Source organism: Pseudomonas sp. D4002 (assembly GCF_013385665.1).
In the GTDB taxonomy this organism is placed as follows: domain Bacteria; phylum Pseudomonadota; class Gammaproteobacteria; order Pseudomonadales; family Pseudomonadaceae; genus Aquipseudomonas.
Genome location: NZ_JACAPN010000044.1, coordinates 91,754 through 107,139 on the forward strand (window position 1 = coordinate 91,754; position 15,386 = coordinate 107,139).

Genomic DNA, 15,386 nt, shown 5'->3' on the forward strand with positions numbered 1-15,386 from the left:
CGCCGGCCTCTTCGCGAGCAAGCCCGCTCCCACATTCGACCGCAGTCCAAGAGTGGAACCGGATTGAAAGTGGGAGCGGGCTTGCTCGCGAAGGCGTCATTACGGGCGCTGCACAAGTCAGTGTCTGATCAGTTTTTCCCGCACCAACCCGGCCTCCTGCTGATCCAACTCCAGCAACACCTGCTGCTTGCCGGCAATCTCCACCGCCGCCGGCAAACCATCCCGGTACACCAGCCGATTACCGCTCAACGCCGGCACCTTGCTACCCGGCAGCAGCGTACCGACCAGGTTCAGCGGATCCGCCCCACACACGGCAATCAAGCTTCCATCGTGAGGCCGCCGCCGAACTTCCCGCAGCAGCGGAATCGCTTCCGGCAACGCAAACTGTTCCCCCGCCAAACCACTCACAAACCGCCCGCCACGAATCTCGCCCCGGGCCTCCAGCCGGTGGAACGTACGCAGCAATTCGCGCCAACTGGGCAGCCAGTCCGCCTCGCGCTCCAGCAGGCGCCAGAACACCACCCCGTAGCGGCGCAGCAAGGTCATCGCCACATGCTCCAGCGTCTCGGCCGAGTGAGCCCCCGGACGTGTGCCGTCCGCCACCGGTGCCCGCCGTACCAGGGCCCAACGCCCGGCATCGTCCATCCCGCCGACAAACGCGCCACGCCCGCGCCGACTGCTGCGGGCCTGACGTTTGCTCGCCGGCGTGGTCAGGGCGCGCAGGCCGGCAAAACTGTCGGCGTTCGCCAGCCCCGCGCCCACCAGTTCCTGCAACGCGGTTTCCAGTTCGCTGCGCAGCAGATGGGCTTCGTGGATCAATTCATCGAAAAACAGCGCGCCGTTTTCCCGCAGCGCCTGATGGACTTTCTGTGCCTTGGGCGACAGCTCGGTGCTGTCCGGCGCTTCGGTCAGTCCACTCCACAATGGCACCTGGCTGCGGGGCAACAGCACCACTGGCGTGCTGCGCAGGGCCGTCGCGCCGGCCTTGTTGCTCAGGCGCGTCCACACCACTTTGCCGCTGCGGCACAAATCGTCCAGCCAGTGGGGCGCGTAATCCTTGATTCGTGCGCTGAGCAAATCGCTGTCCCAGGCCGAAGTGGCTGCGGCGTACCCTTCCAACTGCGCGACGATCTGCGGCAACACCGCGCTGCCCTGGCCGCGGGTACCGTTCGACAGGTGCTGCCAGTCGAACAGAAAACGCATGAAATCCTGCAACGCCACCGGCTCGATTTCCCGGCGCAGGCGCTTGACCGTGTAGCGGTGAATGCGCGCCAGCAGGTGGCGTTCGCACCATTGTTCGGCGCTGGCGCCGGGGCTGAAACGGCCGCGCAGCACGTAGCCTTCGCTCTCCAGCCGCGCGAGTGCCTGTGATACGTCGGCCACCGGCAAGGCCAGGGGCGCGGCGATCTCGATCAGCGTCAATGGGCCGAAGCCGCTCAGGCGCGCCCGCAGCACTTCCACCAAGGCTTCATCGAAGGTCCAGGGCTCATCGAAACCGGGCAACAGCGGCAGGTCATTCGGGTAGATCGCCGTCAAACAGCTCAAGCGCTCCAGAGCGACCCAAACGGCCTGGCCGGTACCGATCTGCAATCGGCTGGCGCGCCCACCGTCGGCCAGGGCTTGCAGCCATTCGGCCCACTGCGCCGTGACCTCGGATTCGGCAATGCACGCCAAACTCATCAGCGCTTCATGCATCTCGTCCAGGCCATTGGGCGCCGGCCAGGCTTCCTCGCACACACCGGCAATCGCTTCGGCATCCAGCGCACCAAGGTCATCGGTGCTTTGCGGATCGCTCCAGCGCCGGTTGAGCACGGCCTGGGTGCGGCGCTCCTCCAGCGGAGCGTCGTCGAGAAAGGTGTAGGGGCGGGCGCTGAGAATCTCTGCTGCCAGTGGCGACGGCGCCGGCAGATCACGGCTGATCAGGCGGATTTCGCCGCGCTCCATGCGCCGCAACAGGGCCAGCCAGCCTTCGCTGTCCATGGCTTCGTGCAGGCAGTCGTCGAGGGTTTGCTCCACCAGCGGATGCTCGGGCACTTCGCGCTCGCCGGCGAGGTTTTCCAGGCAAGCGATCTGGTCGGGGAACACACTGGCGATCAGGTCTTCACTCTTCATGCGCTGGATCTGCGGCGCCACCTTGCGCCCACCGGTGTAGCGCGGCAATGCCAGGGCCACCCCGGCATTCCAGCGCCAGCGCACGCCGAACAGCGGTGCATCCAGTACCGCCTGGATCAGGATGTGCTCGGCCGTGTTGCTGTTCAGGTAGCGCCACACTTCGTCCAGCTCAAAGCTGTGACTGGTGGACAGCGACAACACGATCGCATCCTCGCTGGCGGCGGCTTGCAGTTCGAAGTTGAAGGTGCGGCAAAACCGCTTGCGCAGCGCCAGGCCCCAGGCGCGGTTGATGCGACTGCCGAACGGCGTGTGGATGATCAATTGGGTGCCACCGGACTCGTCGAAAAACCGTTCCATGATCAACGTGTTCTGGGACGGCAGCGCGCTCAGCGCCAGCCGCGCCCGCGCCAGGTAATCCAGCAGTTGTTCGGCGCTGGCCAGGTTCAGGCCGAGGGTGCCGGTGAGCCAATCGAGCGCCGGTTGCAGGTTACCCGGCGTGGCGCCCAGCAGCGCGTCCAGTTGCCCCTGAAAACGCGCCACGGCAAACGACAACTCCGCGCTGCGCCCCGGTGCTTCGCCGAGCCAGAACGGAATGGTCGGCGGCTGGCCGTGGGCATCCTCGACCCGCACCTTGCCGGGTTCCACTCGCAGGATGCGGTAGGAGGTGTTGCCCAGCTGGAAGATATCCCCGGCGATGCTTTCCACCGCGAAGTCTTCGTTGACGCTGCCGATGTTCAGGCTTTGCGGCTCAAGCAGCACGCTGTAGTCGGCGTTGTCGGGGATGGTACCGCCGCTGGTCACGGCGGTGAGCTTGGCGCCCCGCCGGCCACGCAGGGTGCGGGTGATGGCGTCGCGGTGCAGGTAGGCGCTGCGCAGGCCCTGGCGCCCGTTGTAGCCTTCGGCGAGCATTTGCAGCAGTGCCTGATAGTGACGTTCATCCAGCTCGGCGTAGGGCGCGGCGCGGCGGATCAGCGTCAGCAGGGCCTGTTCCTGCCATTCCTGGCAGCTGACTTCGGCGATGATCTGCTGGGCCAGCACATCCAGCGGCGCAACCGGAATCAGCAAGGTGTCCAGCTCGCCCCGGCGCACGCAGTCGAGCAGGGCGGCGCATTCGATCAGGTCGTCGCGGGTGGTGGCGAACAACCGGCCCTTGGGCGTGCCGCCGACCTGATGCCCGGAGCGTCCGACCCGTTGCAGAAAACCGTTGATCGAGCCGGGCGAGCCGATCTGGCACACCAGGTCGACATCGCCGATATCGATCCCCAGTTCCAGCGACGCAGTGGCGATCAACACCTGCAGCTCACCGGCCTTGAGCCGTTGTTCGGCGTCCAGGCGCATTTCCTTCGCGAGGCTGCCGTGGTGGGCGGCGACGGCGGTTTTGCCCAGGCGCTCGCTCAAGTGCCGGGCCAGGCGTTCGGCCAGGCGCCGGGTGTTGACGAAAATCAGCGTGGTGCGGTGTTGCCTGGCCAGTTCGGCGAGGCGGTCGTAGACCAGCTCCCACACGTCGTTGGCCATGACGGCCGACAGCGGCACCGGCGGCACTTCGATATCCAGGTCCCGTGGGCGTGCGTGGCCGATATCGACGATCTCGCAAGGCCGGCCGGTGCCCACCAGAAAGCGCGACACCGCCTCGATGGGCTTTTGCGTGGCCGACAGGCCGATGCGGGTCAGCGGTTCGCGGCACAAACCCTGCAGGCGCTCCAGTGTCAGGGCCATGTGGCTGCCGCGCTTGCTGGCGGCGATGGCGTGGATCTCATCGACGATCACCGTGCGGGTGCTGGCAAGCATCTGCCGGCCGGAATCCGAGCCGAGCAGCACGTAGAGCGATTCCGGGGTGGTGACCAGGATGTGCGGCGGGTGCTTGCGCATCAGGGCGCGGTCTTTCTGTGGAGTGTCGCCGGTACGCACGGCGGTGCGGATCGCCAGCGGTGGCAGGTCGAGGCGCTGCAAGTGCTCGGTGATGCCGGCCAGCGGGGTTTGCAGGTTGATCTGGATGTCGTTGGAAAGAGCCTTCAGAGGCGAGACGTAGACCACCAGCGTTTGGTCTGGCAGTTGGCCGCCATTGGCCAGGCCTTGGTGCACGAGATCGTCCAGCACCGCGAGAAAGGCAGTCAGGGTCTTGCCGGAGCCGGTGGGCGCGGCGATCAGTGTGGAGCGGCGCTGGCGGATCAGCGGCCACGCCTGGGCCTGGGCGGCGGTCACCGACGGGAACGTGCTGCGGAACCAGGTGCTGACGGCGGGGTGGAAACCGTTCAAGACCGTGTCCGTTGATTCAGGAAGGTTCATACCCAATTTATGCGGCCGGCCCCGGCAACTTGCAACCCCGGGATGCATTCCCTGTGGTGAGGGATCTTGTTGTGGCGAGGGAGCTTGCAGTGGCCAGGGAGCTTGCTCCCGCTGGGCTGCGTAGCGGCCCCAAAAAAGCGGGAGCGCTGCGCACTCCAGCGGGAGCAAGCTCCCTGGCCACAGCAAGCTCCCTGACCACTGCAAGGCCCCTAGCCACTGCATGCTCCCTAGCCATAAAAAGGCTCTCTCTGCCTAAAGCCCCCCGGCCGCAATCGGCGGCGCACTTTATAAGTGACGGTTGCGCTACAAACCCGCAAAATGCAACGATTCTGGCAAATGCCAACGGCATGGCTCACAAGCCTGTCGATAATAACCATCGTTCCAAACAGACCGGGCCTGCTCAATCTATGCGAATGCGCCTTATGTTACTGGGCGGCGGGAATGCCCTCGGGCAGGCGCTGATTCGCCTCGGTGCGGAGGAAGACATCGGTTTCCTCGCCCCGCGCCCGCCCCAAGACGGCTGGGATGCCGCGAGCCTCACGCAACTGCTCGACGACACCCGTCCCGATGCCTTGATCAATCTCGCCTATTACTTCGACTGGTTTCAGGCGGAGACGGTCAGCGAGACACGCCTGGCCGCCCAGGAATATGCGATCGAGCGCCTGGCTGAACTGTGCCAGCACCACAGCATCACCCTGCTGCAACCGTCCAGCTACCGGGTGTTCGATGGCTCCCGCGCCACCGCCTACAGCGAAAAAGACGAACCCGTGCCCTTGGGCCTTCGAGGCCAGGCGTTGTGGCGCATCGAGCAGAGCGTACGCGCCACCTGCCCGCAGCACGTGCTGTTGCGTTTCGGCTGGCTGCTGGATGACAGCGTCGACGGCACCCTCGGGCGCTTCCTGGCCCGTGCCGAAAAACCTGACGAACTGCTGATGGCCGACGACCGCCGGGGCAACCCGACGCCGGTGGACGATGCCGCGCGGGTGATCATTTCGGTGCTTAAGCAACTGGATTGCGCCGCGCCGTTGTGGGGCACTTATCACTATGCCGGCCACGAAGCGACTACCCCGCTGGCGCTGGGGCAGGCGATCCTGACCGAAGCGCGCAACTTCCACCCGCTGGCCGTGGAAGCGCCGACCGCCCAGGCCCACGCCGCCCGTCCGGATGCAGCCGACGAGCCGCAACACGCGGTGCTGGCCTGCAAGAAAATCCTCCACACCTTCGGCATCAAGCCACGGGCATGGCGGGCCGGGCTGCCGGCGTTGCTCGACCGGTTCTATCGACACGGTCAAACATAAAAAAGGCGCCTGAAACAGGCGCCTTTTTTTGTGGCGGTGCGCGGGCGGTTAAAAGTGATATGTGTTGGCAAGTCGGATGCGCCACGGCATACGAAAAATTTGAAACCTTTGGTGCGCCCGGTCATCCATGCCAATAGGGATTGATTGTGCTTACGGCTCGTTCAGCAAAAGCAAAAGTCTGCATTCAGAAGAAGACTTCGCCCATCCAGCCATGGGCAGCCTAAAAGAGGAGCCCTACCCATCATGGCAACAAACTCTCCGGTGAATGGTTCGCCGCCGCCTTACGATGATGTGTATGAGGAAGCGCACGACCTGCAGTTCGCTTTGAGTGCCGCCGGGCTTGGTATATGGCGCCTGGATTTGACGACGGGCGAGCTGAAGACCTCGGCCACTTGCCGCCTCAACTTCGGACTCGAACCACAGATACCGTTCAGTTATGAACACATGCAGCGCCTGGTGCACTCCGAAGACAGAGGCCGAGTGGCTGACGCATGGGATCGCTCGATCGCTCGACGCTGCGCCTACGACGTTCACTATCGGATCGTCACGCCCCACGGTGAAACTCGCTGGCTGCACGTGTGTGCCAGAGCCCGTTACGCCGATGACGGTCAGCCCGTCGCGATGACGGGAACCGTTCAGGATGCGACCCAGGAGCAGTTACTGCAGTCGCAGAAGATGGAAGCGCTGGGGCGGATAACGGGCCGCGTGGCTCATGACTTTAACAACCTGCTGACGGTGATCCGTTCTTCAGCAGATCTTTTGAAGCGTCCTTCAGTATCGGAAGAGCGGCGGCTGCGCCTGGTGCAAGCCATTTCCGAGGCGGTAAAGCGTGGTTCTCACTTCACCAGCCAATTGCTGTCCTTCGCTCGCAGGCAAACCCTCCATCCCGCACCGCTGGACGTCAATTCAAGCACGTTGGCCATGGCCGATACGATTGCTTTGCGGGTTGGCACAGGCATCCACGTACGCATTGAGTCCACAGCAGCACCCTGCGTTGTTCACGTTGACCCAGAACAGTTTGAAACCGCCATTCTCAATATGCTCATGAATGCCCGAGACGCCATGCCTGATCACGGTGAGGTGGTCATCCGTGTTGAGTCGATGGACCTTATCCCTGCGTCCAATGGTCATGCCCTTATGAACGGAAGTTACGTTGCCGTCTCCATCACAGACAATGGTTCGGGTATCGCACCGCTCAACCTCGACAGGATCTTTGAACCGTTTTTCTCCACCAAAGGCAACGGCCAGGGAACCGGGTTGGGGCTCAGCCAGGTATTTGGTTTTGCCAAGCAGTCGGGGGGAGAGATCAGGGTAGAGAGTCGTCCTGGTCAGGGAAGTACGTTCACGCTTTATTTGCCCCGCGCTTGAACGGGCTGAGTGGATAGCCCGATTGCACAAATGGAGTTAGCATCGTAAACCTTCGGCTCAAGAGCCTGTTGTTCACATCAGGGTTGCATTGTGGAAAAGCTAAATCGCCTTCAAAGCGGAATAGAAGGGCTGGATGCTCTGCTCAAGGGTGGGCTAGTCGCAGGTGCCTCCTATATCATCCAGGGGCGCCCGGGATCCGGTAAAACCATCCTCGCCAATCAGCTGGGGTTTAACCATGCGCGCAATGGGGGCCGTGTACTGGTCGCCACGTTGCTGGCCGAATCCCACGACCGTTTATTTCAGTTCCTCTCGACCCTGAACTTCTTTGATGTTTCCCGGGTGGGGGCTGAAATTCAGTTCGTCAGTGCGTTTGACACCCTTGAGAACGAAGGTCTCGATGAGGTGGTCAAGCTGCTTCGGCGTGAGATCAGTCGCCAGAAGGCCACCGTGTTAGTGGTCGATGGCTTGCTCAATGCACGCTCCAAGGCTGACTCGCCCATCGACACCAAGAAATTCATTTCCGAGCTGCAAGGGCACGCTGCGTTCGCCGGTTGTACGGTGCTGTTTCTCACCAGTTCCCGGTTGGACGACGGCAGTCCCGAGCACACCATGGTTGATGGTGTGATCGAGATGGGTGAAGAGCTTCACGGCAGCCGTTCAGTGCGCCGTATTCAACTGCGCAAGACTCGCGGCAGTGGTGCACTGACCGGATTGCACGAGTGTGAAATCACCGACGATGGCCTGGTGGTTTATCCGCGTCTGGAAAGCCTCTACAGCCATCCGTCTTTACCTGACAGTGCCGATCTGACGCGTATCACCAGCGGCATCGGTTCGCTGGACGCCATCATCGGCGGTGGCCTGCACAGTTCCTCCGTTACCCTCGTCATGGGGCCTTCCGGCGTCGGGAAAACCACGTTGGGGCTCAGGTTTCTCGCAGAGTCGACAGTGGAAGCGCCGGGCCTGCATTTCGGTTTTTATGAAAGCCCGCAGCGGTTACGTCTCAAAGGCCAATCGCTGGGGATTGATATCAAGGGTATGGAAGAAAGTGGTGCGCTGAATATTGCCTGGCAACCCACGACAGAAGGCCTGATCGACGGTCTCGGCGCACGGCTGCTGAAAATGGTTGAGGAAAAGGGCATCAAGCGCCTGTTCATCGACAGCTTGAGCGGCATGACCCGAGTGTCGACGAACCCGGCACGTATCACTGATTTCTACAGCGCCCTGATGAGCGAGCTTCGTGCCCGTGGCGTAACGGTGTTTGCCTCATGGGAGATGCGTGACGTTTTTGGTTCGGAGGTCAGCTCTCCAACCCCGGACCTCTCCAGTATTGTCGATAACCTGCTGCTGATGCGTTTCTTCGAGATTCAATCTGAACTAAGAAGAATGCTTTCGATTCTTAAGGTACGAGACAGCTTCTACGATCCTTCGCTTCTTGAAGTGGTAATCCATGAACACGGCGTTGACTTGAAGAAGGCATCAAGAAATGCATTGGCTGTCGCTGATGATTCCTGGCGGCCGGGCTCAACGTCCAAAGTCTCTGATTCGGGTTGAATTGACATGACCACCATCCTGGTCGTCGACGACGAGTATTTGATCGCTGACATTCTCGGCTATGCGCTGGAGGATGAGGGGTACATGGTCGTAAAAGCGAGCAATGGCCAGAAAGCACTCGAGGTCCTGGAGCGCGAGCGGCCAGCGTTGATCATCACCGACTTCATGATGCCGGTCATGGATGGCCAGGAGTTTGCCGAAGCGGTTCGCGCTCTGCCGGCAGTCAATCACTTGCCCATCATCCTGATCAGCGGAGCCCAGGCTCATATTGGTATGGAGCGGTCGGACTTGTTCAATGCAGTGTTGAAAAAGCCGTTCAACATTGACTTGGTCATCGCTGAAGTTCGCCAACTCCTGGCTGAAGCCTGAATCGCAGCACACGGGCGTGTGCCTGGCTTCTGATTGGCGCTTGCCTCCATGGGAAGCCTCACAAAAAAGGCCCTGTACAACAGGGCCTTGGGTAGAACCTAGAACTTGTAGCCAATACCGACCATGTACACCATCGGATCAACATCCACATTGACCTTGGCCCGAGTGCCCTGGCCCAGCGCGTTGTTGTCCACGGTGGCCTTGGTGCTGATGTCGATGTAGCGCGCCTGGGCGTTGATCATCCACTTGTCGTTGATCATGTAGTCCGCACCGATCTGCGCGGCCCAACCCCAGGAGTTTTCCGCCTTGAAGTTGCTGAAGCCGGCCTCCTGGGCGCGACCGCCAACGTGCTCGTCGTAGATCCAGGTGTAGTTGATACCGGCGCCGATGTACGGTTGGAATACCGACTTGCTGTCCAGCGGGTAGTACACGACGCTCAGGGTCGGCGGCAGGTGTTTCAGCGAGCCGAGCTTGCCGTTGGCCGGGGCCAGGGCGGTGTTCTTGATCTTCACATCGTGCTCGAACGGCGTGGCCGCCAGCAGTTCGATACCCCAGTGGCTGGTGAACATGTAGGCGAAGTTCAAACCCAGTTGAGTGTCGCTGCTCATGGTCGCCTTGCCGCCCAGGTTGGTCCCGGCCAGCGGGCCCTGGTCAACCTTGACACTGCTGCTGTCCGCTTTCGGGTTGACGGTGATGGCACCGGCGCGAATCAGGATGTCACCCGCTTCGTGAGCGTGGGCAACAGGGGCGACGAGGGCGAGCGCGACAAGCGACGCGCCGAGCAGGGACTTGTTCATGGGAGCTCCAAAGGACGTTATTAATTGCTTGTGTCCAATGGTAAAGATCGTAACGTTCGAGCTTTTGACTCAGCTCAATGAAAGCGCAATCACGGGTTATTCCTGCAACTCGTACACATAGATCTTGTCGGCATCCATCTGGTAGCCGGCATCGGCCAGTTCACTGCTGGACGGTTTGACCTGCATCTGGCCTTCGATCCAGTACGGCTGATACAACTCGTCGAGCTTCACGCCGACTTCGCTTTTGACATGCAAGATCTGGTTCGACGGCGGTGGCGGCACGTGAATGCAGGCGCCGAAATACGGCACCAGCAGGAACTCCGTGGTGCGGCCTTCCTCGCTGACTTCCAGCGGCACGATATAACCCGGCAGGCGGATGTGCTTGCCGTCCAGGCTTTGTACGACCGGCGCGTTGGGCAGGTCCTGCTTGGCGGCCGGCGCTGACTCCACCGACAACGCATCGGCCATGCCCGACAAGTCGTGCAGCGGTTTCATGTTGGGGATTTCCGGCGGCGCGTCCGGCGGGATCATCTCCTGCCACGACAGGTCCTTGGGCTGGTCTTCAGCCCACACGGGCAGGGCCACCAGCAGTAACAGTGCGAGCACGACGCGACGCATCAACAGCTTCCTCATAAACGTATCGACAGGCCGTCGGCCAACGATTGCCGGTAGGCGCGCCAGGCCGGCACGCTGCCCATCAGCAGGGCTGCGACGAGAATACCGCCCAACAAAGTCCATTCATATTCGCTCGGCAACGACAGCGGCAGGTCCAGGCCGTAGTTGGCCTGCAAATACCCGCGCGACGCGGCGATGCACACATACAGCAGCCCGACGCCGGCGATCACGCCCGACAACGCCAGGGCGAAGGCTTCGAAGATCAGCAAGGTCGCAATATGCCAGGGCCGCGCGCCCACTGAACGCAGGATTGCCATTTCCCGGCGGCGCTCGTTGAGGCTGGTGAGGATCGCGGTGAGCATGCCGATCAAGCCGGTCAGCACCACGAACAGCGAGATCACGAACAGCGCTTTTTCAGCCGTGCCCATCATGCTCCACAGCTCTTGCAGCGCCACGCCCGGCAGGATCGCCAGCATCGGCTCGCCACGGAACTCGTTGATCTCCCGTTGCAGGGCGAAGGTGGAAATCTTGTTGTTCAAACCGAGCATGAACGCGGTGATGGCTTGTGGCGTCAGGTCCATGTTGCGGGCCTGATCGGCGCTGATCCGGCCTTTGCCCTGGGCCGGTACGCCGTTGTGCCAGTCGATGTGAATCGCTTCCATGCCGCCGAGGCTGATATGCAGTGTGCGGTCCACCGGAGTGCCGGTGCGCTTGAGAATGCCGACCACGGTGAAGGGCTTGTCATCGTGCTTGACCAGGCTGACCACCGCCACGCCGTGGGCCAGCACCAGCTTGTCGCCGAGCTTGTAATGCAGCGCGTCGGCCACTTCGGCGCCGAGCACCACTTCGAATGGATCGGTTGCGAAGGCGCGGCCGCTGGCCAGTTCCAGGTTCTGCCGGCGGCCGTATTGATAGTGTTCGAAATAGGATTCGTTGGTGCCCATCACGCGGTAGCCACGGTGGGAGTCGCCAAGGGAAATCGGGATCGCCCATTTTACCTGCGGGTTGGCCGCGAAGTGCTCGTAGCTGTCCCAGCGAATGTTGTTGGTGGCGTTGCCGATGCGGAACACCGAATACAGCAGCAAATTCACCGAGCCGGAGCGCGCGCCGACGATCAGGTCGGTGCCGCTGATGGTGCTGGCGAAGCTGGCGCGGGCTTCGGTGCGTACCCGTTCCACCGCCAGCAACAGGCACACCGACAGGGCGATGGCGAAGGCGGTGAGGATCGCGGTAAAGCGGCGGTTAGCCAGGCTGGCCATGGCTAGTCGAAACAAATACATCTCAAACCTCTGCAAGCGTGGCGGCGCGATTGAGTTCGGCCAGCGACAGGTTGCGGTCGAACAGCGGCGCCAAGCTCTGGTCATGGCTGACGAACAACAGGCTGGCGCCTGCTTCGCGGCATTCGGCGAACAGCAACTGAATGAAGGCTTCCCGGGCGTCGTAGTCCAGGGCCGAGGTCGGCTCGTCGGCGATCACCAGCTCCGGCTGGCCGATCAGCGCACGGGCAGCGGCCACCCGTTGTTGTTGGCCGATGGACAGGGAGTCGGCGCGGCGCTCCAGCAGGCTCTTGTCCTTCAGGCCCAGGTGGGCGAGCAAGGTCGCGGCAGCCTGGTCGACGCTGCCGTGACGCTGGATTGCCCGCTGCGCCCGTAACGTTGAAAAGTGGCAGGGCAACTCGACGTTCTCGCGCACCGAGAGAAACGGCAACAGGTTGAACTGCTGGAAGATGTAGCCGGTGTGGTCGACCCGGAAACGGTCGCGGGCGCCAGCCGAGAGTTCGGTCAGCTCCTGGCCCAGCAGGCGAATGCTGCCGCGGCTGGGCTTTTGCACACCGCCCAACAGGCCCAGCAGGGTGGTCTTGCCACTGCCGCTGGGGCCCTTGAGGAACAGGGTTTCCCCCGGCTCCAGGCGGAACGTGGGGATGTCCAGCAACTGTGGGTGACCGGGCCAATTGAAGCCCAGGTCAGACAGTTCGATAAGTGCTTGGGTCATAGGGAGGTCAGTGGTCTGGCTCGATTTGGATGATGACACCGATCAACTGTAGGAGCTGGCTTGCCTGCGATGCAGACGCCGCGGTGCTCCAGAAACACCGCGGTGATGCCATCGCAGGCAAGCCAGCTCCTACAGTGTGGTGTTTACATCAGAATTTCAGGGTGGCTGCTGTGGCCGTCGCTTCCACACCCTGCTGGCCGCTCGGGCCAATGAGTTGTACCTGAATTTTCTGGGTGGCGGGGAAGGTCTTGAACACCTGGGTCAGGTCGAGGTTGCTCAGGGCGGTCGGCGTGGCGCAAGTGAACTGGTAGTGAGCGTGGATTTCGCTGTGGTCGTGGTGATGTTCGTGGGCGGCGGCGCCTTTGCCATCGGTGGCGTGGTCGTCATCGTCTTCATCGTGGTCGGCTTCAGGCTTGTCGCCGAACAGCGGGCTGTTCAGTTCCTGGGTGCTGATCACGCAACCGGCGGCCTTGGGCAGGCTGAACAGCACCAAAGGTTGCTCCAGTTGCTTGCGGGCGGCGGCGACCTTGGCTTTGTCGGCAGGGGTGGTGGCGAGGTGTTCAAAACCCACCAGGTTCATCGCCGGGCTGTCCAGTTCCAGCTCCAGGGCCTGGCCGTCGAGCACCGCATTGAGGCGACCCACGCCGTGTTCGTGGGCACCGAGGCTGCCGTGATCATGGTCGTGCTCGTCGGCAGCCTGGGCGATGGCCAGTGGCAACAGGGCAAACGGCAAAGCGAGCAGCAAACGGCGCATGGTGGAGCTCCCGGACAAAGATGAAAGTTTTGTTATGTGATCTTATAACAATTTTGCGAGGAGTTTGACCGCCTGCTTGGCGTAGCGCAAGACGCGTGGGAGCATGCTCGTCAGAAAAGTGCGGGAGTAAGTGCGATGTTGAGAATTCGTGGAACCGTCGGTGACCTGCCGGTGGACTTGACCCTGGAGCTGGATGACGGCGATTGGGCCCGGCTGGGCGCGCAGTTGCAGGCCAGCAAAACCCCGAGTGTGGAACCGGTAGTGACGCCGGCGGCGGGTAACCTGGACGAGAGCCTGTGGCAGGCCGCCCAGGATTTACTGCGCAAGGCCGGGCAACTCAACGGCCTGGAATTGCTTGATCAGTTGGAAGGCCTGGCCGGCAGCGCCTCGGCGGGCAAGCGCCTGCTGGTGCGCCTGCGCCATAGCGCCAAGGTCAAGGTAGCCAGCGGCGGGGATACGCCGCTGTACAGCTGGATCGAGTAAGGCTTAATACAGCGCGGCGAACAGCTTGCGGCGGTACACCGTGACAAGCGGGTGATCGTTGCCGAGCAGTTCGAACACCTGCAGCAGCGTCTTGTGGGGCAGGCCTTCGCTGTAGCTGCGGTTGCGGATGAACAGCTTGAGCAAGCCATCCAGCGCGGCGTCGTATTGCTGGCGCGCCAGTTGTTGCACGGCCAGTTGGTACACCGCCTCGTCATCCTGCGGGTTTTGCGCCAGGCGGGCTTTCAGGTCTGCGGCGTCCGGCAGGTCGGCGGCCTGGCGCAGGAAAGTGATCTGCGCCTTGGCGCCGGCCAGTGCGGCCTTGTGATCATCGCTCTTGACGGCGTCGAGCACGGTTTGCGCTTCGCCCAGTTCACCGCGCTCGGCCAGGCAGCGTGCGTACAGGATCAGCGCGGCGGCGTTGGTGTTGTCTTCGCCAAGCAGGGTGACCAGCACGGCCTCGGCGTCGGTGATACGGCCTTCGGCAAACAGCGCCTGGGCCTGCTCCAGTGGATCGGCAGCCGCCGGTGGTGGCATCTGCACATGGGGCTCCAGCATCGCGCGCACGGCGGATTCAGGCTGCGCACCGGCAAACCCATCCACTGGCTGGCCATCCTTGAACAGCACCACGGTCGGCAGGCTGCGAATGCCAAAGCGCGAGACCACGTCCGGCTCGGCATCGCAATCGACCTTGGCCAGCAGCAACTCACCCTGATAACTCTCGGCAATCTGCGCGAGCATCGGCATCAACGCCTTGCACGGCGCGCACCACTCGGCCCAGAAATCCACCAGCACGGGTTTTTCGAAGGAGTTCTGGATCACCGCCTGATCGAAGGTGGCGGTGGTGGCATCGAAGATGTACGGCGTGGGCTCACTCATGGGGAATCTCGAAGAAAGCAGGAATGGGGCAACTATAAAGACTGGAGGAGGCGACCGGAAGCTATGCCGCGATTAAGCGCGTGCAGGATGCCAGAAAGGGTCCTGGTACCAGTCTTGAGGAAAACCCATCGCTTTGAGTGGGACAGGTCGCCGAGTGTGAGTTCTTCCAGCATTGCCCAGCCGGGCATGAGTGGTGGTTGGTCGTAGTTGGTGGGGTAGTGTCGGGCGTAACTCTCTTTTGCTCTCTGGCGTTTGAGATGGGCTTTGCGACCGCTTTCGGCTTGCAACCGATCTATTCGCAGGCATTCGCGCTCATAGTCTCGGATAGCGGCACATTGCTTGGACTGCAATGTTGCAAGTAGGCGTTGGTGGTCAAATGCCTGTTGAAAAATGCCGATATCGGTATACCAATGGCTGCCATAGTTGGGCCCCATATGGTTACTGATCATTGAGCGGGTCGCTATTTCCACGCGTTCAATGGCATCCATGCTCAACAATCGAAGCCTGCGGTCAAAGTCGTAGAGTCGAGTTAGCTGACGAAAACCTGTGCCATCGCGAAATCGATGATCGACATCCCCCGATTGCTGAAAAGGGCGCATGTAGGGGCTCAATCGGAAAAAACTGACGGACTGCAAGAAACACTGCGCACGGGCTTCATCTTGAATGAGCAAACCACGTTGTTTGAGCAGTTCTATCTGGGAGGGGACATCAATGGCAGGTTTGTCGAACGTTCTCATGCCCAAAAAAAGCCAGGCATAAAAAACCCGCACAATTTGTGCTTAGTCACTTGCGCGACCAGAGGCATGGCGGGTGTATTGCGGCAAAGACTAGGCAGTAGCGGTGATGTTTGCAAGCTTTTTGAGCAAGAGGCGACGGATGCAAATT

Annotated in this window: 13 protein-coding genes; 5 read left to right on the forward strand and 8 right to left on the reverse strand. The window is 61.8% G+C overall.

Features of this window, described 5'->3' with window-relative positions; translation table 11 throughout:
• Positions 1-117: 117 nt before the first annotated feature.
• Complete coding sequence (locus tag HX824_RS27210; RefSeq protein WP_177055582.1) at positions 118-4,398, reverse strand: DEAD/DEAH box helicase; 4,281 nt, start codon at positions 4,396-4,398, stop codon at positions 118-120.
• 407 nt (positions 4,399-4,805) lie between these two features.
• On the opposite strand from HX824_RS27210, the gene HX824_RS27215 reads away from it, so the two are divergent.
• The 4 genes from HX824_RS27215 to HX824_RS27230 all read left to right on the forward strand — a co-directional run bounded on the left by HX824_RS27215 (position 4,806) and on the right by HX824_RS27230 (position 8,984).
• Positions 4,806-5,696, forward strand: a complete 891-nt coding sequence (locus tag HX824_RS27215; protein WP_008436463.1) for a sugar nucleotide-binding protein — start codon at positions 4,806-4,808, stop codon at positions 5,694-5,696.
• 243 nt (positions 5,697-5,939) lie between these two features.
• The gene (locus HX824_RS27220) at positions 5,940-7,064 is read left to right on the forward strand and encodes a PAS domain-containing hybrid sensor histidine kinase/response regulator (protein ID WP_177055584.1); all 1,125 of its coding nucleotides are present in this window, start codon (positions 5,940-5,942) and stop codon (positions 7,062-7,064) included.
• Positions 7,065-7,154: 90 nt separating this feature from the next.
• Positions 7,155-8,615 (forward strand): ATPase domain-containing protein, encoded by a 1,461-nt coding sequence (locus tag HX824_RS27225; RefSeq protein WP_023659166.1) that lies wholly within the window; start codon positions 7,155-7,157, stop codon positions 8,613-8,615.
• Between the two features lie 6 nt (positions 8,616-8,621).
• Positions 8,622-8,984, forward strand: coding sequence for a response regulator (locus HX824_RS27230; RefSeq protein ID WP_008436466.1), 363 nt, complete (start codon positions 8,622-8,624; stop codon positions 8,982-8,984).
• Positions 8,985-9,082: 98 nt separating this feature from the next.
• Here HX824_RS27230 and HX824_RS27235 read toward each other — a convergent pair whose 3' ends face one another.
• The 5 genes from HX824_RS27235 to HX824_RS27255 form a co-directional block, all read right to left on the reverse strand.
• Positions 9,083-9,781 carry an OmpW family protein gene (locus HX824_RS27235; protein WP_008436467.1) on the reverse strand — a complete coding sequence of 233 codons (699 nt, stop codon included), beginning with the start codon at positions 9,779-9,781 and terminating at the stop codon, positions 9,083-9,085.
• A gap of 96 nt (positions 9,782-9,877) precedes the next feature.
• Complete coding sequence (locus HX824_RS27240; protein ID WP_177055586.1) at positions 9,878-10,399, reverse strand: DUF3299 domain-containing protein; 522 nt, start codon at positions 10,397-10,399, stop codon at positions 9,878-9,880.
• An 11-nt stretch (positions 10,400-10,410) separates the two neighbouring features.
• The gene (locus tag HX824_RS27245; RefSeq protein ID WP_003210004.1) at positions 10,411-11,676 is read right to left on the reverse strand and encodes an ABC transporter permease; all 1,266 of its coding nucleotides are present in this window, start codon (positions 11,674-11,676) and stop codon (positions 10,411-10,413) included.
• 1 nt (position 11,677) lies between these two features.
• Positions 11,678-12,388 carry an ABC transporter ATP-binding protein gene (locus HX824_RS27250; RefSeq protein WP_087692348.1) on the reverse strand — a complete coding sequence of 237 codons (711 nt, stop codon included), beginning with the start codon at positions 12,386-12,388 and terminating at the stop codon, positions 11,678-11,680.
• Between the two features lie 148 nt (positions 12,389-12,536).
• Positions 12,537-13,142: a DUF2796 domain-containing protein gene (locus tag HX824_RS27255; protein ID WP_177055587.1), complete on the reverse strand. Its 606-nt coding sequence runs from the start codon at positions 13,140-13,142 to the stop codon at positions 12,537-12,539.
• Between the two features lie 135 nt (positions 13,143-13,277).
• Between HX824_RS27255 and HX824_RS27260 the strand changes: the two genes are divergently transcribed.
• On the forward strand, positions 13,278-13,625 hold the full coding sequence (locus HX824_RS27260) for a hypothetical protein (protein ID WP_008436481.1): 348 nt from the start codon (positions 13,278-13,280) through the stop codon (positions 13,623-13,625).
• A 3-nt stretch (positions 13,626-13,628) separates the two neighbouring features.
• On the opposite strand, the gene trxA is transcribed toward HX824_RS27260, so the two are convergent.
• Positions 13,629-14,501 carry a thioredoxin gene (trxA, locus tag HX824_RS27265; RefSeq protein ID WP_003209995.1) on the reverse strand — a complete coding sequence of 291 codons (873 nt, stop codon included), beginning with the start codon at positions 14,499-14,501 and terminating at the stop codon, positions 13,629-13,631.
• A 32-nt stretch (positions 14,502-14,533) separates the two neighbouring features.
• The gene (locus HX824_RS27270) at positions 14,534-15,238 is read right to left on the reverse strand and encodes an Abi family protein (RefSeq protein WP_177055590.1); all 705 of its coding nucleotides are present in this window, start codon (positions 15,236-15,238) and stop codon (positions 14,534-14,536) included.
• Positions 15,239-15,386: the final 148 nt, after the last annotated feature.